We start from the raw sequence: 22,118 nt of genomic DNA, 5'->3' as shown, positions 1-22,118 counted from the left end.
TCACTGACGGAACTTGGAGAACTTTTGGTAGTAATAAAGATGGTGCTCATATTCCATTAGATGGCTCAGGATATTAAGTGAATGAAAAAAATATATTGTATGATTATCTAAAAGATAAACCATCTTTTTTAAGATATCAAGATGAAGTAACTCTAATCCATTTAATTAATAATTTAAGTATAGAATGGATTGAATTAAATCAATCTGAATTCATTCAAGCTCTGCGAGTGCTTTCATCTTCACATACCGAAGGGAACGGTTTTCTTGAGCAAAAAGAAGAAGATGATGTCTTATTCGAAAATTTTTGCCAAAAATTAATCGAAATTAATAAAATTACTGGTATTTCTACCTTGGTTTATATAGATGACTTACTACCAAAGTCTTTAGGATTGAATGAATTTAGAGAGCAATTTAAAAATTAAAATCACTTCCACTTTATGTCCCGCCCACCGTGAACACCAATAAAAACATCTACCAGCCTAAAAACTAGCAAATACTTTTAATACACTAACCAATTTATTTTTACCATAGTATATGAACAAGACAGCATCATCTGGGCAAATTATGAGTTTGCTTGGGGTATTTTACCCCCATACTCATAATCTGTATCTCTAAAAAGAGCCGTAAATACTACATTTTGAGCTTTTTTATTAACACGATCAGGTTCGGTTAATACTTGGTACACTTTTTGGTAAAACGCATTTTCATCTTTTAACGCATTTAAAAAATTTAATATTTTTGTTAAATGGTTTTTTTATTTTTAAATGTTGGGTTTTCGCTATCGCTCAACCCAACCTACGCCACTTCAAATTCATGAATTTGGAGGTAAAGTTATACATATATTTTTCCCGTGGAGTTGGTATTATGAATTATGATTATTTATATAAAGGTGATATTTTTGTACAGAGAGTCAATGTAGACGATAACAATTATTATACTTGGGTAGAAATTAGGTATGATTGTAATTTATATCAGTTTAAAATGAGAATAAGTTCCTTTATTAAAGAAGATATAGATAATGAGTGGGATCCTAATTATGATAAAGTGGGGAAGTTTAAATTTTTTGAAAGTCTTGAATCACTTAACGATGAACTTAATGAGATGAGTATCGATATAAATAAATTTTATGATTCATCTAAATCTAGATATCCCTTATAAATTAGACTTCCTGCAAAACCCTAAAATTAAGGAAAACCGTTCGTGGTGAGCTTGGGAAGCCTAATGTTTTTAGCCCACCTTTGATAGACGGCGAACAAAAACTAGCATTGCAGGAAGTTTAATAACAAATACCGCATTCATCATGCGGTATTTGTTACCATCAGCTAATATCTATCACCGCCAAATCTTTGACAATCAGTTGCAGACTTTGCACGCCTTGCCATTCGTTATTTTCTAGGGTAAATAGCAAATGCACTTGGCTGGCTCGGTAGTCCCAGTTTTCTACGTCATAATTGAACCAAATTGCATCAATGGGATATTGTACGCCGTCATGACGCAGGGTGAGTTTTAGATGTTTATCTTTTAAAATGCGAAAATTGATGATGCTAAACACCCCATCAAAGGCGGGTGGAGCAAAGCCGTTGCCCCAAACGCTGACATCTTTGAGTGTTTGTACAAAACGTAGGCTAAAATCTTGGGGTAACAGCTGTCCATCAGTAAATTGTTCTTGTTCAAAAACATCATCATCAAAGGCTTGGACGACTTGTTCAAAGGCGGTTTTAAATTGGGTGAAATCCCGCTTTCTAATCGTCAATCCGCCAGCCATCGCATGACCACCAAAATGTAAAATCAAGTCAGGATAATTCATGGCAACCGTCTCGATAGCATCACGGATATGAATGCCTGTGATGGAACGTCCTGAACCTTTGAGCAAATCATCATCACCCACTTTTTCACTGTCAGCAGGGGCAAAGACGATGGCGGGGCGGTACAATTGCTCTTTAATCCGCCCTGCCACAATCCCAATCACGCCTTGATGCCAGTTGTCTTGGTATAGACAAATTGCTTTTGGGGGGTTGCTGTCGGTTAGGTGCAACTCATCAATGATGGCGTTTGCTTCATCTCTCATTTGGCTTTCAATGGCACGGCGTGAGATGTTAAGACGGTTTAATTCGTTGGCTAAGCGGTGTGCTTCTTCCCAGTCATCAGTTAAGAGACATTCCACACCTGTACGCATATTGTCCATGCGTCCAGCTGCATTGATGCGTGGGGCGATGGCAAAACCAAAATCATCAGCACTGATTTTGCTCACGTCTCGTCCTGCTTGTTCTAAAATTGCTAAAATCCCCACACAGCAATTGCCCTGCTTGATGGCGTTTAAGCCATGTGTTACCAAAATTCGGTTGTTGTGGTCAAGATGTCCCACGTCCGCTATCGTACCAAGTGCCACCAAGTCAAGATATTTGGTAACGCTGGTGGTAGATTTACCTGCTTCACGGCGGATTTTGGCGACACGTCCCATGACATAAAATGCCACACCCACACCCACAAGCCATTTACTACCAAAATCGCAACCTCGTTGATTGGGGTTGACTACTGCTACCGCTTTTGGACTGTCGGTGGTGGTAAGGTGATGGTCTGTGATGACCACGTCAATGCCCAGTTCACAAGCTTTGGCAACACCTTCATGGCTAGATATGCCATTATCCACCGTGATGATGAGTTGGGGTTTAAAAAGTTCTGCCCCATACTCTACAATCTCTGGGGTAAGTCCATAGCCAAATTTAAAACGGTCAGGTACCAAAAATTCAACATCTGCTCCCATTTCACGAAGACAGCGTACCATAAGTGTGGTAGAAGTTGCTCCATCGCAATCAAAATCCCCCACTACTAAGATGCGTTTGCCCTCATCTATTGCTCTATCAATGGCAAGTCCTGCTTCTTCAATGCCACACAAATCCTTTGCAGGCAACAAATGCATGACATTCATGTCAAGCTCGCTTATATCTTTAATGCCACGACTACCAAACAATCTGGCTAGGGTTTCGCCATAAGTCAAAGTTAGCTCATGATTGGTATGGTTTTCTGTTTGTCTTTGGGTTAATGATAGGCGTTTGGCGTGAAATTCACTAAATACTTGATGAAAATCTTGGACTTGGGTATTGGTGAGATGGCTCAATCGTGCAGTTGCAAATTTTTGCGTACCGTTGGGTTTGGGGGTAAAAGGTTGATCATTATCATCAACCAAGTTATTTGTTGTTCCCATTATTTTACACTTCTTACAAATCTATCTTTGGCGTGTATTGTACCATATTTTTAACCAGACAATTTACATAGATTTACAATTTCTTGCCATCATGACAATCTTTTGTCTTGTAACTTTATCATTTTATACCCATAATAACGATAATATCTTTTTTTGGAAATCATCATGTCAAACTCTCCTAAGACCTTAGCCGACCTTGACAAAATCCGCTTAGAATGTAAAGATTTGATTTCGGCTCGTGCCAAAATCTCTGCTGGTGTGGCAATCATTCCGATTCCCTTTTTAGATGTGGCGGTGGACGTGGGTCTGTTATCCAAATTGCTACCACAGATTACCAAGCGTTTTGGATTAACCGAGGAGCAAGATCCAACCAATATCGGTGTCAGTGAAAAAGAACGTACCGAAAATCTCATCGCACGCATTACGGCAGTTGCTGGATTGATTGCAACACGTAGTGTTGTAAACAAAACTGTTCAGGGCTTTGGTGGGCGTATTTTGGGCAAACAGGTTGCCAAATATGTGCCATTTGGGGGGCAGATTGTCGCAGGAACGCTCGGTTATGTCATTTTTAGAAAAATCGCCACCGACCACATGGAGCAGTGTTATGAAGTTGCCAAAAAACAACTGCAACCTGATGTGTAAAGATTTTATAGTGATTTAACTTCAAAAACCACCAAAACCGTTCGCCCTGAGCTAAGTCGAAGGGTGAAACGGTTTTTCGCCATGGTTCGACAAGCTCACCATGAACGAAAAAACCTAATGTGGTGCATTTTGGGTTTAATTGACTATAATTTTTAAAATAAAAGCAGGTTTGACCTGCTTTTTTTTGTTGTTTTATTGGACGGTTTGATGATAAACTGAATCGGTGTTTTGTTGTTGTTAAAAATACCATGTCTTTTGCCCAAGTTCACACCCGTTCTATTGTTGGTCTAAATGCACCCCCTGTTACCGTAGAGGTACATATCTCTCAAGGTTTGCCTGCTTTGACAATGGTGGGTTTACCAGAAGCATCTGTGCGAGAAAGTAAAGACCGTGTTCGCTCTGCCATTATTAATAGTGGTTTTGATTTTCCAAACAGACGCATTACCATAAATCTTGCCCCTGCTGATTTGCCAAAAGATGGAGCAAGACTTGATTTGCCGATTGCCATTGGGATTTTGTCAGCCAGTGGGCAGATTGATGAACGTGTGCTAGGTGATTTTGAGTTTGTTGGTGAGCTTGCTCTAAATGGCGATTTGCGAGGCATTACAGGGGCATTATCGGTGGCTCGTGCTGTCAAGGGGTGTGCTCGCACACTGATTATGCCAAAAATCAATGGGGCAGAAGCCGTTAAAGTGGCGGACGTGGGCATATTGGGGGCGGATAATTTAACCCAAGTTTGCCATCATTTGAACGCTGTTAGTGGGGTGGGTGGCGGTGAAAAATTGACCCCCATGATTTTTACCCATGAATCCACCAACCCTGTATACACCCTAGATTTGTCTGATGTCAAGGGCCAATATCATGCACGGCGAGCGTTGGAGATTTGTGCCACAGGCGGTCATTCTATTTTATTTAAAGGTTCGCCAGGCTCTGGCAAGACACTCATGGCAAGTCGTTTGCCCAGTATTTTGCCACCCCTAACAGACGATGAGGCGTTGGAGGTTGCTAGTGTTTATTCGGTGGCAGGCGTGCCTTATGAATTTGGTGTGCGACCATTTCGCCCATGTCATCACACCATGAGTGCAGTGGCTTTATCAGGTGGGGGTTCACGCCCAAAACCAGGTGAGATTAGCCTTGCTCATCATGGTGTACTTTTTCTTGATGAGTTGCCAGAATTTGACCGCAAAACCCTAGAAGTCATGCGTCAGCCCCTAGAATCCAAAGAAATCATCATCAGCCGAGCCAGTGCTCAAGTTGCCTATCCTGCCAATTTTCAGCTTGTGGGGGCGATGAATCCTTGCCCATGTGGTTATCATGGCGATCCGTCCAACCGTTGTCGCTGTACGAGTGAGCAAGTTCGCCGTTATCAAGACAAAATCTCAGGCCCACTCCTTGACCGTATTGACATACATATTCATGTACCTGCCATGCCCATAGATGATTTGCAAAATGCCCCTCTTGGCGAATCGTCAGCCGTTGTGCGTGAACGTGTCATCAAGGCTTATGCCATCGCTTTGAACCGTCAAGGTAAGCCCAACAGTCAGCTAACGCCCAGTCAGATTGATACATATATTCCGCTAGGCATTGCCCAAAAACAGTTTCTTGCCACTGCCCAATCACGACTGAACTTATCTGCTCGTAGTTATCATCGTCTGCTTAGGGTGGCTCGCACCATTGCGGATTTGGCGATGTCCGAGCAGGTAGAAGTGGCACATTTGGCAGAGGCGGTGAGTTATCGTTAAGGTATCATATCAAAGGTAAAATATGAAATATTTATCTCAATTTGCATTATTTGTGTTAATCGGTATCAGTCTAACCGCCCACGCAGGCTCGACCGATTTGACGGGGTTGAAGTTGCCTTGTGTCACTTTCAAGTCGGGCAAACTTATCCAAAAAACCACCTGCACGGTGCTGGACGGTATCGAGTCGGGCAATGCCTTTGGGGTTGGGGTGGACATGGTACTAAAACCTGCCAAAGCCCCCAACGCTCGCAAGCCCATTCATATCACGCACCGTATCACCAACAAAACCCATCCAGATGGCTCGGTGATGTACGATGATGACTACAATTTGGTGATTGAGAACATAAAAAGCACACTCAATGACACCCTAGCCACCATGCATTATCGCCACAATCGCACCCTAACAATCATGAATGACAATCCTGACTTAACGCATTATCATTGTTTTGTTAGCAAGCAAAACAAAGGCTTTGATGAGTTTTGTTTTGTGAGAAGGTTTTAAGCCAAAACAAACTCCACCAATGCCCCAAAGTTTTCAAACACCTCATCAGGCTCGCTATCCGCTATCGGCTCGCCATAGTTGTAGCCATAAGTGAGAGCGAGCGTCATCATGCCCGCTCCACGCCCTGCCAAAATGTCGTTTTTAGAGTCGCCAACCATCACCGCTTGACTTTTATCTATGCCTAGCGTCTTGCAAATATGTAAAAGTGGTTCGGGGTTAGGTTTTTTGACCGCCAAACTATCACCGCCAATCACACAAGCAAATTTGTCCGCCCAACCCATATTTTTTAAAATATCAGGCAAAAATTGTGTGGGTTTGTTGGTGCAAAGTGCAAGTGTAAAACCGTTTTGAATAAGCTGATTTAGACCAATGCTGACCCCTTGATATTCTGCTGTTTTGCCTTGACTGTTGGCATATTTTTGCAAAAAAATCTCATGAGCATAAGGCAGGTTATCCAAAGGCAAATCCGCCCACATCAACGCTCGCTCCACCAGTTTGAGTGAGCCATTACCCACCCAAGTACGCACACGCTCTGTGCCAGCAGGCGATTTGCCAAAATGGGCAAGCATACCGTCCACGCCATCTGCCAAATCAGGCACGCTATCAATAAGTGTGCCGTCTAAATCAAAAATAACCAAAGATTTTTTCATAAAATTTTCCAAAAAAATGTCAGAACACCCCAAATTTTAGCCACTTTAACAAGTTAAAATGATTGGGTAAAGGGTCGTTGTTGCAATAAATGTAACAAAACTTTTCAAAACACCAAGTTTTTTGGCACAAATTAAGATTTTTTTTCAAAAGATTACATTTTACACCATAAACACGCACACTTTTTTAGAAATATTTTGTTACTATTAGCACATCACAGATTGGCACACAAAATTTTGCCAATGGTGCAAATTTTAAAATCAACGGTGCTTGCACCACTTTTGGAGAAAAAACCATGAAAACTTTAAACAAAGCTCTTATCGCTCTAACTGCTACCGCTCTACTGGCTACTGGTGCAAATGCTGCTGTCAACTACGGTTCAGCAGATGCTGGTCCATATGTGGGTGTTAAAGTGGGTCAATTTGACCTTGATAAAATTGACGGACATAAGGGTGATTTGACCGCTTATGGTATCTATGGTGGTTATAATTTTGACAAAAATTTTGGCGTTGAATTGGAGTATCAAGGTGCTGATAGTGACAAATACACCGTTGGTAACGCTCAATACGAACTAAAAGCCAAAACTTACGGTGCTTATGGTACTTATAACTATCATTTTGCAAACTCACCTTTGTATGTCAAAGGTAAGCTTGGTGTGGCAAAAACCGAAGTTGAAGATAAAGGTGTGAGCCAAAATGGTGCTTTGTTTAGTGAAAAAGCGGACAAAACCAGTGCTGCAGGCGGTGTAGCTATCGGCTTTAAACCAACCGCTAATTTTGGTATTGAAGCAGGTTACAACTACCTAAATAAAGATGCCAACGTTTGGGGTGTGGGTGCACATTTTGTGTTCTAATTCACAAAACAGCCAAACAAATCATAAAAAACAACCGCAGATTGGTGTCTGTGGTTGTTTTTTATGGATAAAAATCTATCTTTTTAGCACGTTTTTTGATAGAATTGAGCGATATATTTGGGTCGGTGATTTTATTTTAAAACAACTACCCCAATTTTGGCTATTTTGGAGTGATTATGACCATCCTAAACAAAACTCTTATCGCCCTAAGCGTACCCCTTTTTGCTATTAATGCACATTCTGCGGTCAGTTATGGCTCATCTAGTGCAGGTCAAGTTTATGTTGGTGCAAAATTGGGTTTGTTAGATGCTGACATTGCTGACAAAAAAAACACCGCTTATGGTATTTATGGCGGTTACAATTTTGACCAAACTGTTGGTGTAGAAGCAGAATATATCACCACTTCTACCAAACAGTTTGATGTTGGTTCTGAAAGACATGAATATGATGCCAAATCCATGGGGGTGTACGGCACTTATCGCTATCATATGCCAAATACTGCCGTTTATCTAAAAGGTAAACTGGGTATGGCAAATACAGAGGTGGATAGCAAGGGTCTGACAGTGAACAGCTCTCATACTGCCGACAAAACTAGCGTAGCAGGCGGTGTTGGTGTAGGCTTTAAAGCCAACCAAAATGTCGGTGTTGAAGCAGGCTTTAACTACCTAAATGCCGATGCACAGCTATGGAGCGTGGGTGCTTATTTTGCGTTCTAATCTATAACAACAAACCAAAAACAACCACAGATTAGCGTCTATGGTTGTTTTTTTTATGAATAAAAAATGTGATGTAAGCGATAAACGCTGTTTGAGGAGAGAATGGGTTTAGAAGTCATAATGGCATACAGGTGTTATTTTTTGGTATTATACAAAATTTTGCTTGTTTGTAGCAAATATTTATAAAGCCTTTTAAATTTTCCACTTTAAATCAAAAGACTCTTAGCGTGAGAAAATTGATTGGCAAATAAAATATTCAATTCATCCAAATCGTCTTGCACAAAACAATCACGCACTTTTCCAAAATCTTTTGTATTGGATGAAATAAAACAAACTTTTTTATCGAAACCTGATTTTCTTAAATCTCCTACAACTCTTAACAAAGTTTCAAAAATCAAACAATCTTTTAGCGAATCTTTTCCTTGCTTGGCTGGTGCTTTTACAGCATAAACACGGTCAAATGCTCTTGTCTTATCATTGTCTGTTTTATCAAAAATAATACTATTATCTTTGATATTTTTTTGACAAAATTCATCTAGTAGAATAATCCAATCTCCACTAACAGTAGGAGTATATTTTGTTGTATTTGGAGAAAACTTTGTCATTACCTTTACCGTCTTTTCATAGAAATGCTTATGTGCTTTGAATTTTATATTTAGCTCTTCCAAAGTTGTACTATGATTGTTAAAAAATTCATCTCTCACAATTTCTGATGTGATAAAGAGCAATTTATTTTCTGCAATCAGTTTTACTAAATCGTGCAAAGCATCCAAATCATCAAAAGACATATCATCACGATGTACCATACGCAATACATCAAGATAAGCACAAGTGTCTATAAATAAAAGTGGAGCATTAGTTTGAATAACATAATCCAATTGGTCTTGGTAATTATCTAAATTCATATATATCGCTCTTGTTGATATTTCAACAATGATGAGGCATATTCATAATCTCTTGCCAATCTTTCTGAGTTATCGGCAGTCCAACCATCGTTAACCAATGAATCTACCAATAAATCTAAATCCAAATTTTTATTAAATGAACTTAATACAAAATCAAACCAACGCTCTTCATCTCTAGGGTCAGAGAAACCAGTTGATTTATTTGCAAGTCTTGAAAAACTTTTAAATTTATTAACGGAATTCTCATCTAACATATCAGATAAGAATAGTTCATTTTTTGACAATTCAAAAGTAAAATTATCATCAACCTGTATTGGCTTTAAAATGCACTCTACAAAATTATGCAAAATAGCATTATATTCATCAACACTTAATTGAGAAATTTCAAGTGGTACAATATTTGGCACATCAATTGTTGTGCTATTATCTTTATGCAAACAAAGATTAGACTTAGGCAAATCTTTTATGTTGGCAGTATAAATAATCCACTTCATATCTGTTTCTGACAATTGTTGTTCTCTTTCCACATTATGTTGCCAGCCATTTACGGATTGGTTGGTTAATTTTTGATAAAAAGAATCATAATCCATTGTCTTTAAATGGATTGTTAACTTTTGCATTTGTTTCATAATCATCTCCAGCAATTGGCTATATTTAAAAATCAAGCTAAATACTTAGACGCATAAAATCAAGTATTACCACTTAAAAACACCCAACCTTCTCGCCTTTTTCCGCCTTCGCCAATTTCTCTTCTGCCAAAGCCTTCGCCGAACGCACAGGCGGTGGGCAGTCTTCGCCATAATATTGGCGGTCGGCAAAGTAGCTTGAACGCACCATTGGATTTGCCCAAATGTTAAAAAAGCCCAATTTTTTGCCGTATTCAGTATATCTGGCAAACTCATCAGGGTGAACATAGCGTTCTACTGGGGCGTGTGATTTGCTGGGGGCAAGGTATTGCCCAATGGTGATGATATCCACATCGTGGGCTTTTAGGTCGTCCAGCAGGGCATAAACTTCTTCTTCGGTTTCGCCAAGCCCCACCATAAATCCGCATTTGGTGGCAATGTCTGGACGGCGTGCTTTGTATTCTTTTAATAATTTTAAAGAATGCTCATAGTCAGAACCAGGGCGAAACGCCTTATACAGGCGTGGCACGGTTTCAATGTTGTGATTAAAGACATCTGGGGCGGTTTTGGTTAAGACATCAAGGGCGATTTGCTCACGCCCACGAAAATCAGGGACTAGAATTTCAATCAAGCAATTTGGCGACAGTTTGCGACTTTCGTTAATGACTTCGGCAAAGTGTGAAGCACCACCGTCCTTTAAATCGTCTCTATCAACACTTGTGATGACGGCATATTTTAGCCCAAGCCCCAAAATGGTCTCGGCAGTGTGGCGTGGCTCATCTACATCAAGCGGATTGGGTCTGCCGTGAGCCACTTCACAAAACGGACAACGGCGAGTACAAATATCGCCCATAATCATAAAGGTTGCCGTGCCATCGCCAAAGCATTGGGGCAGGTTGGGGCAGGCGGCTTCTTCGCAGACGGTGTAGAGCTTTTGTTGTCGCAGTGTGCCTTTAATGCGTTCGACTTCGGCTGGGCTTGAGAGTTTGACACGAATCCAATCGGGTTTTTTGGGGGTGTCAATGGTGGGAATGACCTTAATGGGAATACGAGCAACTTTATCCGCTCCACGCAACTTTTCACCTTGAATGGCTTTTTTGGGGGCGGGCTTGGCGGTGGGAGTGTAGGTTTGGACGGTCATAGCTTGCCTATTTTTATTATTTAAAGATAAATGGGGCTATTTTACCTTATTTTCAATCAAAAAGCGATGGCAAAAAATTTGGTCATTGCCGATAAAACTTACCATTTATAAATCAAAATAATTTGCATTTCATCATTTTTTAAATAAATGTTGGCTATGAAAGATAATTTTTTGAATTTATGTTTATTTTAGGGTATGATATAGGGGAAATTGGGCAAATTGCCTGTAAAATCAACATCTAGGCACTTGATAATTGTTTGTATTATGATAATTACTATCACCTAAAATTATCAAGCACTTAACTATTTTAATTTTGATAAGGAAAACCGCTATGTCGCAAATGCTAGCCGAATACAGAGCCCACGCTGCCGAACGAGAAGCCTTAGGCGTTCCTCCACAGCCTTTGACTGATACGCAAATGGCGGATTTGGTTGAACTTTTGAAAAACCCCCCAAAAGGTGAAGAAGCCTTTTTGGTGGATTTGTTAGAAAACCGTGTGCCAGCAGGCGTGGACCAAGCCGCCTATGTCAAAGCTGCCTTTTTAAATGCCATTGTCAAGGGCGAAGCAGTATCGCCCCTTGTGAGCAAAGAGAGAGCGGTATATCTGCTAGGTACAATGCTTGGTGGTTATAATGTTGAGCCACTTATTAGCCTACTTGATGATAAAGAGCTTGGTGCGTTGGCGGCAGATGCCTTGAAAAAGACCTTGCTTGTGTTTGATGCCTTTCACGATGTGGAAGAAAAAGCCAAAGCAGGCAACGAAAACGCCAAAGCGGTATTGCAATCGTGGGCAGATGCTGAATGGTTCACAAGCCGTCCTGATGTGCCAAGTGAGCTAAAAATCACCGTCTTTAAAGTAACAGGCGAGACCAATACTGATGATTTGTCGCCTGCCCAAGATGCGTGGAGTCGCCCTGATATTCCTTTGCACGCCAATGCAATGCTTAAAAACGAGCGAGATGGCATTCGTCCAGAAAAAAATGGCGAAGTTGGACCTTTGACCCAAATCAAAGAACTCATTGCCAAAGGTAATCAAGTTGCCTATGTTGGCGATGTGGTGGGTACTGGCTCATCTCGTAAATCTGCTACCAACTCTGTTTTGTGGTTCTTTGGCGATGACATTCCTCATATTCCCAATAAGAAAGATGGCGGTGTGTGCTTGGGTGGTAAGATTGCCCCAATTTTCTTTAATACAATGGAAGACGCTGGGGCGTTGCCTGTTGAGATTGATGTTACCAATATGAATATGGGCGATGAAATTACCCTAAAAATTGACCACGCCACCGCCACCGTTACCGCCTTTAAAGACGGAGCAGAAATCGCCAAATCCGAGCTAAAAACCCCTGTTTTGCTTGATGAAGTGCGTGCAGGTGGACGAATCAATCTTATCATCGGTCGTAACCTAACAGGCAAAGCTCGTGAAGCCTTAGGGTTGCCAGCTTCTACCTTGTTCCGTACGCCAGAAGCCCCTGCCGATACTGGCAAAGGCTATACGCTGGCTCAAAAAATGGTTGGTCGTGCTTGCGGTCTGCCAGAAGGTCAAGGCATTCGCCCTGGTACTTACTGCGAACCTAAGATGACCACCGTTGGCAGTCAGGACACCACAGGTCCGATGACGCGTGATGAACTAAAAGACTTGGCGTGCCTAGGCTTTTCATCTGACCTTGTTATGCAGTCGTTCTGCCATACAGCCGCCTATCCTAAGCCCATTGATGTGGTAACGCACCACACCTTGCCTGATTTTATTATGAATCGTGGCGGTGTGAGCTTACGCCCTGGGGACGGTGTGATTCATTCGTGGTTAAACCGTATGTTATTGCCTGATACTGTTGGTACTGGTGGCGACTCACACACTCGTTTCCCAATCGGTATCTCATTCCCAGCAGGTTCTGGTCTTGTGGCATTTGCAGCGGCAACTGGTGTAATGCCTCTTGATATGCCTGAGTCTGTACTTGTTAAGTTTAAAGGTAAAATGCAACCTGGTATCACTTTGCGTGATTTGGTGCACGCCATTCCTTACTATGCCATCAAAGCAGGTGATTTGACTGTTGAGAAAAAGGGCAAAAAGAACATTTTCTCAGGTCGTATCCTAGAAATTGACCTAACCGAAATGGAAAATGACTTGACTGTTGAGCAAGCCTTTGAATTATCAGATGCTTCTGCTGAACGCTCGGCGGCTGGCTGTGCCATCACCGTATCCGAAGAAAAGGTTGCCGAATACTTGCGTTCCAACATTGTAATGCTCAAATGGATGATTGCCGAAGGCTATGGCGATGCTCGTACGCTGGCTCGCCGTGCTGAAAATATGCAAAAATGGCTGGATAATCCTTCGCTATTAAAAGCCGATGAAGATGCCGAATACGCACGGGTTTATGAAATTGATTTGTCAGAAATCAAAGAGCCAATCCTTTGCTGTCCAAATGACCCAGACGATGCCAAACTGCTTTCAGAAGTGGCTGGCGATAAGATTGATGAAGTGTTCATCGGTTCTTGTATGACCAACATTGGGCATTTCCGTGCTGCTGGTAAACTCCTTGCCGAAGTGCCTGCAGGTAGCTTGACCACTCGTTTGTGGATTGCCCCACCAACCAAGATGGATGAACGCCAGCTAATGGACGAAGGCTATTACAACACCTACGCCCAAGCAGGGGCAAGAACCGAAATGCCTGGTTGTTCGCTATGTATGGGCAACCAAGCACGCATTGCACCAAACAGTACGGCTGTTTCAACTTCTACTCGTAACTTTCCAAACCGTCTAGGTCAAGGAGCAAATGTCTATCTGGCTTCTGCTGAGCTTGCCTCTGTGGCGTCTGTGCTTGGTAAGCTACCAACGGTAGAAGAATATATGGCATACGCAGGTAAGTTGCAATCTATGGAGGCTGAAGTTTATAATTATCTAAACTTTGATAAGATGAGTGATTATACTTCAAAATCAGATAAGATTAGTGTAGCACAATTGGCTTAATTGATAAATAAAAAAACGGTAACTTAGGTTGCCGTTTTTTTTGTAAGCTAAATTTAATTAACATAATCTATACCAAAACCATCTTAAAAGTACTACAAATTTATTTTTGGCGGTAGGGGGGTAAATTGTAATTTATCTTACAATTCGTAGTATATTTTAAGTTCGTTAGGTATATGATATTTTTTGGCGAATTGTAAAAAATGGATTGTATATTTTTTTAATTTGGAATAATCAGCTTTTAGATTTATATCAATTAAACCATGCATTTAATACGTTTTGTGGGGGCGAATGGTAATTATCCCTATGAACAATCACCAATTTTGTATCATTCTTAAAGTTATTTTGGTATAACAAATTAAAATGCTAAATACAACCATCTGGGTGAGATTGACATCCAAGATGATGAAGGTAAGGTTAAACTCAACCAATTTGGTGCAAGTGTTGGTGTTAGAATGAGTTTTTAAGTAAGTGCCAAATAAAAAAGCAGTCAAAAGACTGCTTTTTTGTTATTTATAATACGCATTATCTGTCTTGGTGTGGTCGGTCTCATCAATGACTTGGGTTAGCTCAGGGATTTGTTGTTTAAGCTGAACTTCCACGCCTTGACGCAAGGTTACATCAACCGCACTACACCCTTGACAGCCGCCGCCAAATTTGAGTACCGCAGTTTTACCTGCTTCATTTTCTATCACGTCAATAAGCTCTACATGACCGCCATGACTGGCAAGTTGGGGGTTGATTTCAGATTGTAAGACATAATTAATCCGCTCTTCAATGCTGGCATTTTCACCCACTTGTGGTACTTTGGCATTGGGGGCTCTAAAAGTGAGTTGCCCACCAAAACGGTCTTTGTTATAATCAATCACTGCATCTAGCAAATAAGGAATACTTGGTGTGTCAATGTGAGCGACAAAGGCAGGGTAGGGGATTTGTAAATCATCTTCATCTATTTCATCAGGTTGGCAGTAGCTCATACAGCATTCGGCTCGGGGGGTGCCTGCATGCTCAACAAAGATACGTACACCAATACCTTCTACTTCTTGTTTGGCAAGGAGTTCGGCAAGGTAGGTTTGGGCAGATTCGGTGATAATAATGTTGCAAGTTGGGGTATCGCTCATGGCAATGCTCATTTTTTAAAAATTTTAATCTTTATGGTAACATAATCCGTTTTATCAAGTCTAATTTTTCTAATCATGGGATTTAAAATGTTTCAATTTGATTATTTGGTGTTCATTGGTCGCTTTCAGCCTTTTCATGATGGACATCAAGCAGTAGTGCGTCATGCCTTGACATTGGCAAAAAATGTGCTAGTACTTATTGGCTCGGCAAACTCGCCACGCACGCTCAAAAACCCTTTTACTTATGATGAGCGTGTCGGTATGATTTTAAATGCTTTTGGTAACGAATATGATGGGCGTATTTCGTGTACACCGCTTGATGATGACCCATACAATGATGTCAAATGGCTTGCCAACGTCCAAGCGACCATTTTTCATACGACAGGTGGTGTGGGGCGAGTTGGCATGATTGGTTATCATAAAGATAAAAGTTCGTATTATTTGTCGCTTTTTCCACACGTTGAGCAAATTTTTGCCGAAAATTATGCCAATTTATCCGCTACGCCCATGCGTGAGGCATATTTTGGGCGAGGGTTGATTGATGATAATTTACCAACCAATGTCGTAAACTTTTTGGTAAATTTTAAAAATAGTGATGAATTTGCCAGTCTACAACGTGAATATGAGCATATTTTGGATTATCAAAAAGCATGGCAAAATGCTCCTTATCCACCTGTATTTGTAACGGCGGACGCATTGGTCGTGCAGGCGGGGCATATTTTACTCATTGAGCGTGGGGGTGAGTATGGGCGTGGGCTGTACGCACTGGCAGGGGGATTTTTAGACCAAAATGAGACATTGCTAGAATGTGCCTTGCGTGAGCTTCGTGAGGAAACAGGTCTTGTTATTGACAAAAATACGCTCAAAAACACACAAATTTTTGATAAACCTGACCGCTCGGCTCGTGGGCGGACGGTAACGAGTGTATTTTATTTTGAGCTTTTGGGTGATGATTTGCCAGAAGTCAAAGGGGGCGATGATGCCAATCGTGCTTTTTGGTTGCCACTTGGTGAGCTAGATGGTGCGATGATGTTTGAAGATCATTATGGAGTGATTGTTAAAATGCTGGGGCTTTAAGGACTTGGTCATATGATAAAGCCTCCAATCGGAGGCTTTATTTTTTGGTTTACTTTTTGGGTTCATAAATAAAGATATCTTCGGCACTTTGGCTGTATTTACCGTCCACACTATAAATGGTGATGGTGATGGGCGTATGACCTGCTTTGATTTTGCTTGGATCACCAAAGATACTGACAGGCATGGAGTAAGCTTCGTTAGCTTTGAGTGGCAACTCTTTAAATCGTGAACGAATTTCTAAACCATCAACCGCTTCTAACTTAACCATGTAGGTTTGTTTTTCGTCTGTTTTGTTGACGATTTTTAGGACGTAGCTGTTTTCTACCAAGCCGTTGCGACCAACGGTGTTAAGTTGTTTGCGGTCGTGGCGAATTTCTAGCTCTAAGGGGTTACGAGTGGTAGCAACCCATGTCGCTGTTGCGATTGCAACCGTCAGTACAAAGATGTAGGCAAAAATACGAAAGCCGATGACTTTGGTTTTTTCTTTGTGGACAAGCTGACGCTCGGTGGTGTAGCGAATCAATCCACGTGGGTAGCCAACCTTATCCATGATTTCGTTACAGGCGTCAATACAGGCGGCACATTGGATACAATCCACCTGTAAGCCATCTCTAATATCAATACCAGTAGGACAAACTTGTACACACATATTGCAATCAATACAATCACCCATGCCTTCGGGGTGTGTGCCTTTTTTACGAGCCCCACGAGCCTCACCACGTTCATAATCGTAAGAGACGAGTAAGGTATCTTTATCAAACATGACAGATTGGAAACGACCATAAGGGCACATATGTACACACATATGTTCACGCATATAGCCCGCATTCATGTGTGTTACAAAAGTGATGATGCCAAAAAATACCCAAGTGAGCTTGCTCCACCCCATAAAAAATAAGGGATTGCCATTAAAGAACAAATAATCCGTGCCCACCACAAGAGCGATAAAGGTCATGGCGGTGATGACGCTAAATACACCCCAAATGGCGTGAATGAGTGCTTTTTTGGCAAGTTTTTTGGCACTCATTGGCTCATCTTCAAACTTCATGCGTTGGTTACGCTCGCCAAGCACCCATTTTTCTACATGTTGGTATAAATGCACATAAATCGTCTGTGGACAGACATAACCACACCACACTCGCCCTGCATACACCGTTACCATAAATAGGGTCATGGCAGCAATGATAAAAATAAAGGCAAAAAAGTAGAAATCTTGGGGCATAAAAGTCGCCCCAAACACAAAGAACTTGGGTTCGGTAACGTTGAACAAGAGTGCTTGATGACCGTCCCAGCGTAACCACGGCATGATAAGAAAAATTGCCATAAAGCCATACATGGTAACTAGGCGGATATTTTGGTATTTACCTCGCACAAAACGAGGGTGGATACGCTTTTTACTGGCGTCCATGATGGGGGTGGTGGGAATAATTTTTTCAGGAGCAGGCTTTTTCTTTTTAGGTTTGTCTGCTTGGGGCGGGGTGTTGTCAGGCACATTGGAAGTGCTTGGTTTTGGGTCGTTTTCTTGTTCTGACATAATAATCACCTTAGCTAAAATAGCAATGATTGCTTTGGCTGGGTCATGGTTTATTTATCTTAATTTATGATATATTTATAAAATTTAATAAATTTATATGATAAATTAGATTAAACAACCCACAAAATAGAATATGCTTATTCTACTCCTTTTTAAACAAAAAAATCCAGTAACATTTTTGTTAGTGTGGAAAAATGTTTGTTTTTCTAAACTTATGCAAAATCTGTCATGTTTTTAATATGTTTATACAGCAATTTTTGCTCAGGGCTAGGTTTGGTACTTTGTAGGTTCATTACCGCACTCATGTCGCCATCAACACGAATTTTACCTGTCATAAACGCTTCAATGGCGAGATTGATATCATTACCAGCGATGATGTCAAGCAAACTTTGGCGGTCAATGTTGATGGTGCTGACAGCGTCTGGTAATAAACCTTTGGTAAATTTACCACCATCTAGGTATAGATTTACAACATCATCACCTGTGATATTGATGTTGATTTTTAGGTTGGCAAGACTTGGTGGTAGGTTTAACTCACCTGCTTCATTGTTTAAGGTGGCAACTTTGTCAAACCACTCATCACTTAAAAATTTTGCCATAACATTTCTCAATATGAAAAAAATAATGATTATTATAAGTGAAATGGATAAAAAATGCGAAAAAATTCTTAAAAATTGCCTTTTTGATGAGAAAAATAAATCATAAATGAATTATTAGTTAATTATTTTTAAAAAAATAGAAAAATTTTTTGCATTATTTTACCAAAAGGTAGCAGAAATTTTACAATTTGTTGTATAATAAAAGGTGAGAACCGCTAATAATACCTTATTATTAGTGTGGAATTATTTTGATGTTGGGGCAAATCCCAATACACGCAAGCCAAGCACACACCAAATGTGAGCGAGCCAGTGGATTCTAGGTGGCACTTCTTGATGTTTGAGAGTGGCTTTGGTGTTATGTTTTGGTGATTTGTGTTATCATACAATAAATCAAAAGCGTTTTTGGTTAATTTTTAATCACGCAACATAAATCGGGCTGCACAGGAAACTATCCAATGAGTCTATCTAATTCAGCAGTAGCCCCGCTATCTATCGACCACGAGTACGAAATCACACTAGTGAGATTATTTACTCTTATGGCGGTGTTTTGGGGTATCGTTGGCATGAGCGTGGGTGTCTTTATCGCATCACAGCTTGCATGGCCATTTTTAAATTTTGACACTTCTTGGTTGTCTTTTGGTCGTCTAAGACCGCTACACACCAATGCGGTGATTTTTGCGTTTGGTGGTTCAGCACTTTTTGCTACTTCTTACTATATTGTTCAGCGTACTTGCAAAACACGATTGTTTGCTCCTTATCTTGCGTGGTTTACGTTTTGGGGGTGGCAGGCCATCATTGTGGCGGCGGTCATTACTTTGCCACTTGGCTTAACTTCCGCCAAAGAATATGCTGAACTTGAAATGCCAATTGACATTGCCATTACGGTGGTGTGGGTGTGTTATGCGATTGTGTTTTTTGGCACATTGATTAAGCGTCAGACTTCACATATTTATGTCGCCAACTGGTTCTTTGCAGCATTTATCATCACCATTGCTTTGCTTCATATCGTCAATAACCTAGCCGTACCTGTTAGTATGTGGAAATCTTATTCCCTATATGGTGGTGCAACTGATGCTATGGTGCAATGGTGGTATGGTCATAATGCGGTGGGCTTTTACCTAACTGCTGCTTTCTTGGGCATGATGTACTACTTCATCCCAGTACAAATTGGTCGCCCTGTTTACTCATATCGTTTGTCTATTGTTCACTTTTGGGCATTGATTGCTTCTTATATGTGGGCAGGTGGACACCACTTGCATTATTCGGCATTACCTGACTGGACTCAATCTTTGGGTATGGTGTTTTCGTTGATTTTGTTTGCTCCATCTTGGGGTGGCATGATTAACGGTGTGATGACTTTATCTGGTAGTTGGGACAAACTTCGTACTGACCCTATCATTCGTTTCTTGATTGTGGCGTTGTCATTCTACGCAATGAGTACTTTTGAAGGTCCAATGCTTTCCATCAAGGCAGTTAATGCCATCAGTCATAATACTGACTGGACAGTAGGTCATGTTCACTCTGGTGCGTTAGGTTGGGTGGGTATGATTACCATTGGTTCTATCTATGTGTTATTGCCACGCATCTACCAAAAATCAAAAATGTACTCCACCAATTTGATTACCGTGCATTTTTGGCTTGCTACCACAGGTACGGTACTTTATATCGTGGCGTTGTGGATTTCTGGTATTGCACAAGGTATGATGTGGCGTGCAACTAATCCAGATGGCACTTTGTCTTATGATTTTGTGCAAACTGTGGTGATGTCTCACATTCCTTATGTGGTGCGTGCTTTGGGCGGTGCGTTGTATGTAACAGGTATGTTTGTAATGGCTTATAACTGCTATAAAACCATCAAAATGCCAAGTCCAGAAGCATTAGAAACGCCAGAAAATGCAGACGCAGACAGCGTTGCTGTTCAGGCATAAGGGGGAAATATGTCAATTACCCATGATATTGTAGAAAGAAACACAGGCTTACTTGTCATATTCATCGTCATTGCCATCAGCTTTGCAACATTGGTTGAAATCGTGCCTTTAATTTATGATACCAACGACCCAGATAAAGGCGGTGTCAATAAACCTTTGCCAAATATGCGTCCTTGGACAGCGTTGGAGCTTGAAGGTCGTGATATTTATATCCGTGAAGGTTGCCACGTTTGTCATACGCAGATGATTCGTCCTTTACGTGCTGAAGTGGAACGCTATGGACCTTATAGCCGTGCCGCTGAATCAGCATGGGATCACCCATTCCTATGGGGTTCTAAGCGTACAGGTCCTGACCTTGCTCGTGTGGGTGGTCGTTATTCTGACCAATGGCACATTGACCATTTGACTGACCCACGTTCTGTTGTTCCTGCGTCTGTCATGCCTGCTTATCCATGGCTTGCCAAAAACGAAGTTGATGGTTCTAAGGTACAAGCAAAAATGCGTATCTTTAAAGATCGTTTTGGTTTGCCTTATACAGAGGCTGATATTGAGGCAGCACCTGACCAAGTACAAGGTGCAACTGAGCTTGATGCATTGGTTGCTTACTTGCAACAACTTGGTATCGCCATGCAGGGGCAACGCTAATGAACTGGGGCGTTTTACATAGCATCGCAACGGTGGGAGCGTTTTTTGCTTTCATCGCTGTGGCATGGTGGGCATATTCCCCCAAAAATAAAAAACGCTTTGAAGAAGATGCACAACTTGCGTTAGATGATGAACAACTACAACATTTATCACAACAACGCATTAAGGATACACAATGAGCTTTTTTTGGAGTTCTTGGATTACCGTCCTATCAATTGGCTGTTGGTTATTTATCTTCGGCGTGTTGATGTGGACGCTGAAAACCAAGCCTGATTTGGAAGAAGATGGCACAACAGGTCATGAATATGATGGTATCAGAGAGTATGACCAACCCTTGCCAAAATGGTGGTTGGTGGTGTTTTTTGGCACGCTATTTTGGGGTCTGTCTTATTTTGTGTTTTATCCAGCCATTCAGCCTGATACTTGGAAAGGTCTTAACACTGTACAAGTTGATGGTCAAGATGTGCCTTGGACATCAGAAAATGAGCTGAACAGCGATTTGCAAAAGAACAACAAAATTTTTACCGAAAACTTTGAGCAAAACATTTTGGCAAATGCAGAAGCAAGCGAAGCCATCTCTGTACTTACCAAACTATCTGAGCTACAAAATGCTCAGAAAAAAGAGCCAAGCGATGAGTTAAAAGCTCAGATTGATGAACAGATCAAGTTGCTTGCTCCTTATGTTGATAAATTGTCAGCTGACCCAGAAGCCACCAAAATCGGTAACAGTTTATTTTTGCAAAACTGTGCATTGTGTCACGGTTCTGATGCTAAAGGTGCAGTGGGCTATCCCAACCTAACTGATAATGATTGGTTGCATGGTGGTCATGCAAATGAGATTTTACAAACCATTCATCATGGTCGTATCGGTGCGATGCCAGCATGGCAAAAACAACTGGGTGAGTCTGGTGTGCGTGCAGCTGCCGAATATGTAATGAGTATTTCTGGCAACCAAAATGGTGAAAAACTTGATCAAGTTAAAGTTGCTCAAGGTAAGGCTCTTTTTGAGGCTAACTGTGCAGTATGTCATGGTGCTGATGCTAAGGGTACAACATCGCTTGGTGCGCCTAACCTAACCGATGATATTTGGTTGTTTGGTGGTGACCGTGCTAGCATTGAAACTACCATTCGTCATGGTCGTTCGGGTGTAATGCCTGAATGGCAAACCAAACTTGGTAATGAGCGTATCATGCTATTGGCCGCCTATATTCGCTTTATCTCACAGCAAGAAGCTCCTGCTAAGTGATGAAGGTTAGCTAAAATCAATAAAAA

At 41.2% G+C, this 22,118-nt stretch carries 21 protein-coding genes; 13 read left to right on the top strand and 8 right to left on the bottom strand.

The genetic code is table 11. The features are described 5' to 3' along the window. The first annotated feature begins 77 nt into the window (after positions 1–77). Positions 78–422, top strand: a complete 345-nt coding sequence (locus MOB01S_RS05235) for a hypothetical protein (RefSeq protein ID WP_066802369.1) — start codon at positions 78–80, stop codon at positions 420–422. A 442-nt stretch (positions 423–864) separates the two neighbouring features. Further along, positions 865–1,158, top strand: a complete 294-nt coding sequence (locus tag MOB01S_RS05230) for a hypothetical protein (protein WP_066802367.1) — start codon at positions 865–867, stop codon at positions 1,156–1,158. A gap of 160 nt (positions 1,159–1,318) precedes the next feature. Here the strand turns inward: MOB01S_RS05230 and recJ are convergent, their stop codons facing one another. Beyond that, entirely contained in the window at positions 1,319–3,205 is a 1,887-nt protein-coding gene (recJ, locus tag MOB01S_RS05225; RefSeq protein WP_084349621.1) for a single-stranded-DNA-specific exonuclease RecJ, read from the bottom strand. Positions 3,206–3,370: 165 nt separating this feature from the next. Between recJ and MOB01S_RS05220 the strand changes: the two genes are divergently transcribed. The 3 genes from MOB01S_RS05220 to MOB01S_RS05210 all read left to right on the top strand — a co-directional run bounded on the left by MOB01S_RS05220 (position 3,371) and on the right by MOB01S_RS05210 (position 6,091). Continuing rightward, positions 3,371–3,847, top strand: a complete 477-nt coding sequence (locus tag MOB01S_RS05220) for a hypothetical protein (protein WP_066802365.1) — start codon at positions 3,371–3,373, stop codon at positions 3,845–3,847. 248 nt (positions 3,848–4,095) lie between these two features. Further along, the gene (locus tag MOB01S_RS05215) at positions 4,096–5,589 is read left to right on the top strand and encodes a YifB family Mg chelatase-like AAA ATPase (RefSeq protein WP_066802363.1); all 1,494 of its coding nucleotides are present in this window, start codon (positions 4,096–4,098) and stop codon (positions 5,587–5,589) included. A 22-nt stretch (positions 5,590–5,611) separates the two neighbouring features. Continuing rightward, positions 5,612–6,091 (top strand): hypothetical protein, encoded by a 480-nt coding sequence (locus tag MOB01S_RS05210; RefSeq protein WP_066802362.1) that lies wholly within the window; start codon positions 5,612–5,614, stop codon positions 6,089–6,091. On the opposite strand, the gene MOB01S_RS05205 is transcribed toward MOB01S_RS05210, so the two are convergent. Continuing rightward, the gene (locus MOB01S_RS05205) at positions 6,088–6,741 is read right to left on the bottom strand and encodes a phosphoglycolate phosphatase (RefSeq protein WP_066802361.1); all 654 of its coding nucleotides are present in this window, start codon (positions 6,739–6,741) and stop codon (positions 6,088–6,090) included. The two genes, MOB01S_RS05210 and MOB01S_RS05205, sit on opposite strands and share 4 nt — an antisense overlap. 293 nt (positions 6,742–7,034) lie before the next feature. On the opposite strand from MOB01S_RS05205, the gene MOB01S_RS05200 reads away from it, so the two are divergent. Then, a complete protein-coding gene (locus tag MOB01S_RS05200; protein ID WP_066802360.1) occupies positions 7,035–7,592 on the top strand; it encodes a porin family protein in 558 nt (185 codons plus the stop codon). A 176-nt stretch (positions 7,593–7,768) separates the two neighbouring features. Next, positions 7,769–8,308 (top strand): outer membrane beta-barrel protein, encoded by a 540-nt coding sequence (locus MOB01S_RS05195; protein ID WP_066802359.1) that lies wholly within the window; start codon positions 7,769–7,771, stop codon positions 8,306–8,308. Positions 8,309–8,514: 206 nt separating this feature from the next. Here MOB01S_RS05195 and MOB01S_RS05190 read toward each other — a convergent pair whose 3' ends face one another. The 3 genes from MOB01S_RS05190 to lipA form a co-directional block, all read right to left on the bottom strand. Beyond that, complete coding sequence (locus tag MOB01S_RS05190; protein ID WP_066802358.1) at positions 8,515–9,213, bottom strand: PIN domain-containing protein; 699 nt, start codon at positions 9,211–9,213, stop codon at positions 8,515–8,517. After that, the gene (locus tag MOB01S_RS05185; protein WP_066802356.1) at positions 9,210–9,842 is read right to left on the bottom strand and encodes a hypothetical protein; all 633 of its coding nucleotides are present in this window, start codon (positions 9,840–9,842) and stop codon (positions 9,210–9,212) included. Before MOB01S_RS05185 ends, MOB01S_RS05190 begins: the two co-directional genes overlap by 4 nt. A 73-nt stretch (positions 9,843–9,915) precedes the next feature. Then, positions 9,916–10,980 (bottom strand): lipoyl synthase, encoded by a 1,065-nt coding sequence (gene lipA / locus MOB01S_RS05180; RefSeq protein WP_066802354.1) that lies wholly within the window; start codon positions 10,978–10,980, stop codon positions 9,916–9,918. Positions 10,981–11,320: 340 nt separating this feature from the next. Here lipA and MOB01S_RS05175 point away from each other — a divergent pair, with 340 nt between their 5' ends. Next, positions 11,321–13,945, top strand: a complete 2,625-nt coding sequence (locus tag MOB01S_RS05175; protein ID WP_066802379.1) for a bifunctional aconitate hydratase 2/2-methylisocitrate dehydratase — start codon at positions 11,321–11,323, stop codon at positions 13,943–13,945. 506 nt (positions 13,946–14,451) lie between these two features. Here the strand turns inward: MOB01S_RS05175 and nfuA are convergent. Further along, complete coding sequence (nfuA, locus tag MOB01S_RS05170; protein ID WP_084349622.1) at positions 14,452–15,063, bottom strand: Fe-S biogenesis protein NfuA; 612 nt, start codon at positions 15,061–15,063, stop codon at positions 14,452–14,454. Positions 15,064–15,150: 87 nt separating this feature from the next. Here nfuA and MOB01S_RS05165 point away from each other — a divergent pair, with 87 nt between their 5' ends. Continuing rightward, entirely contained in the window at positions 15,151–16,140 is a 990-nt protein-coding gene (locus MOB01S_RS05165; RefSeq protein ID WP_066802350.1) for a bifunctional nicotinamide-nucleotide adenylyltransferase/Nudix hydroxylase, read from the top strand. 49 nt (positions 16,141–16,189) lie between these two features. Here MOB01S_RS05165 and ccoG read toward each other — a convergent pair whose 3' ends face one another. Then, entirely contained in the window at positions 16,190–17,548 is a 1,359-nt protein-coding gene (gene ccoG, locus MOB01S_RS05160) for a cytochrome c oxidase accessory protein CcoG (protein WP_066802377.1), read from the bottom strand. Positions 17,549–17,886: 338 nt separating this feature from the next. Beyond that, on the bottom strand, positions 17,887–18,273 hold the full coding sequence (locus MOB01S_RS05155; RefSeq protein WP_066802348.1) for an SCP2 sterol-binding domain-containing protein: 387 nt from the start codon (positions 18,271–18,273) through the stop codon (positions 17,887–17,889). A 455-nt stretch (positions 18,274–18,728) separates the two neighbouring features. On the opposite strand from MOB01S_RS05155, the gene ccoN reads away from it, so the two are divergent. The 4 genes from ccoN to ccoP are packed head-to-tail and all read left to right on the top strand — an operon-like array spanning position 18,729 to position 22,092. Beyond that, positions 18,729–20,201 (top strand): cytochrome-c oxidase, cbb3-type subunit I, encoded by a 1,473-nt coding sequence (ccoN, locus tag MOB01S_RS05150; RefSeq protein ID WP_066802346.1) that lies wholly within the window; start codon positions 18,729–18,731, stop codon positions 20,199–20,201. Between the two features lie 9 nt (positions 20,202–20,210). After that, positions 20,211–20,846 carry a cytochrome-c oxidase, cbb3-type subunit II gene (gene ccoO, locus MOB01S_RS05145; RefSeq protein WP_066802344.1) on the top strand — a complete coding sequence of 212 codons (636 nt, stop codon included), beginning with the start codon at positions 20,211–20,213 and terminating at the stop codon, positions 20,844–20,846. After that, positions 20,846–21,025, top strand: coding sequence for a CcoQ/FixQ family Cbb3-type cytochrome c oxidase assembly chaperone (locus MOB01S_RS05140; RefSeq protein ID WP_066802342.1), 180 nt, complete (start codon positions 20,846–20,848; stop codon positions 21,023–21,025). Before ccoO ends, MOB01S_RS05140 begins: the two co-directional genes overlap by 1 nt. Next, the gene (gene ccoP, locus MOB01S_RS05135) at positions 21,022–22,092 is read left to right on the top strand and encodes a cytochrome-c oxidase, cbb3-type subunit III (protein WP_066802339.1); all 1,071 of its coding nucleotides are present in this window, start codon (positions 21,022–21,024) and stop codon (positions 22,090–22,092) included. The genes MOB01S_RS05140 and ccoP overlap by 4 nt, the downstream gene beginning before the upstream one ends. Positions 22,093–22,118 lie beyond the last annotated feature (26 nt).

Origin of the sequence: Moraxella oblonga NBRC 102422 (assembly GCF_001598275.1) — a bacterium.
Classification (GTDB): domain Bacteria; phylum Pseudomonadota; class Gammaproteobacteria; order Pseudomonadales; family Moraxellaceae; genus Moraxella; species Moraxella oblonga.
The sequence above is the reverse complement of the archived record's forward strand: the minus strand, read 5'-3'. Positions and strand labels throughout refer to the sequence as shown.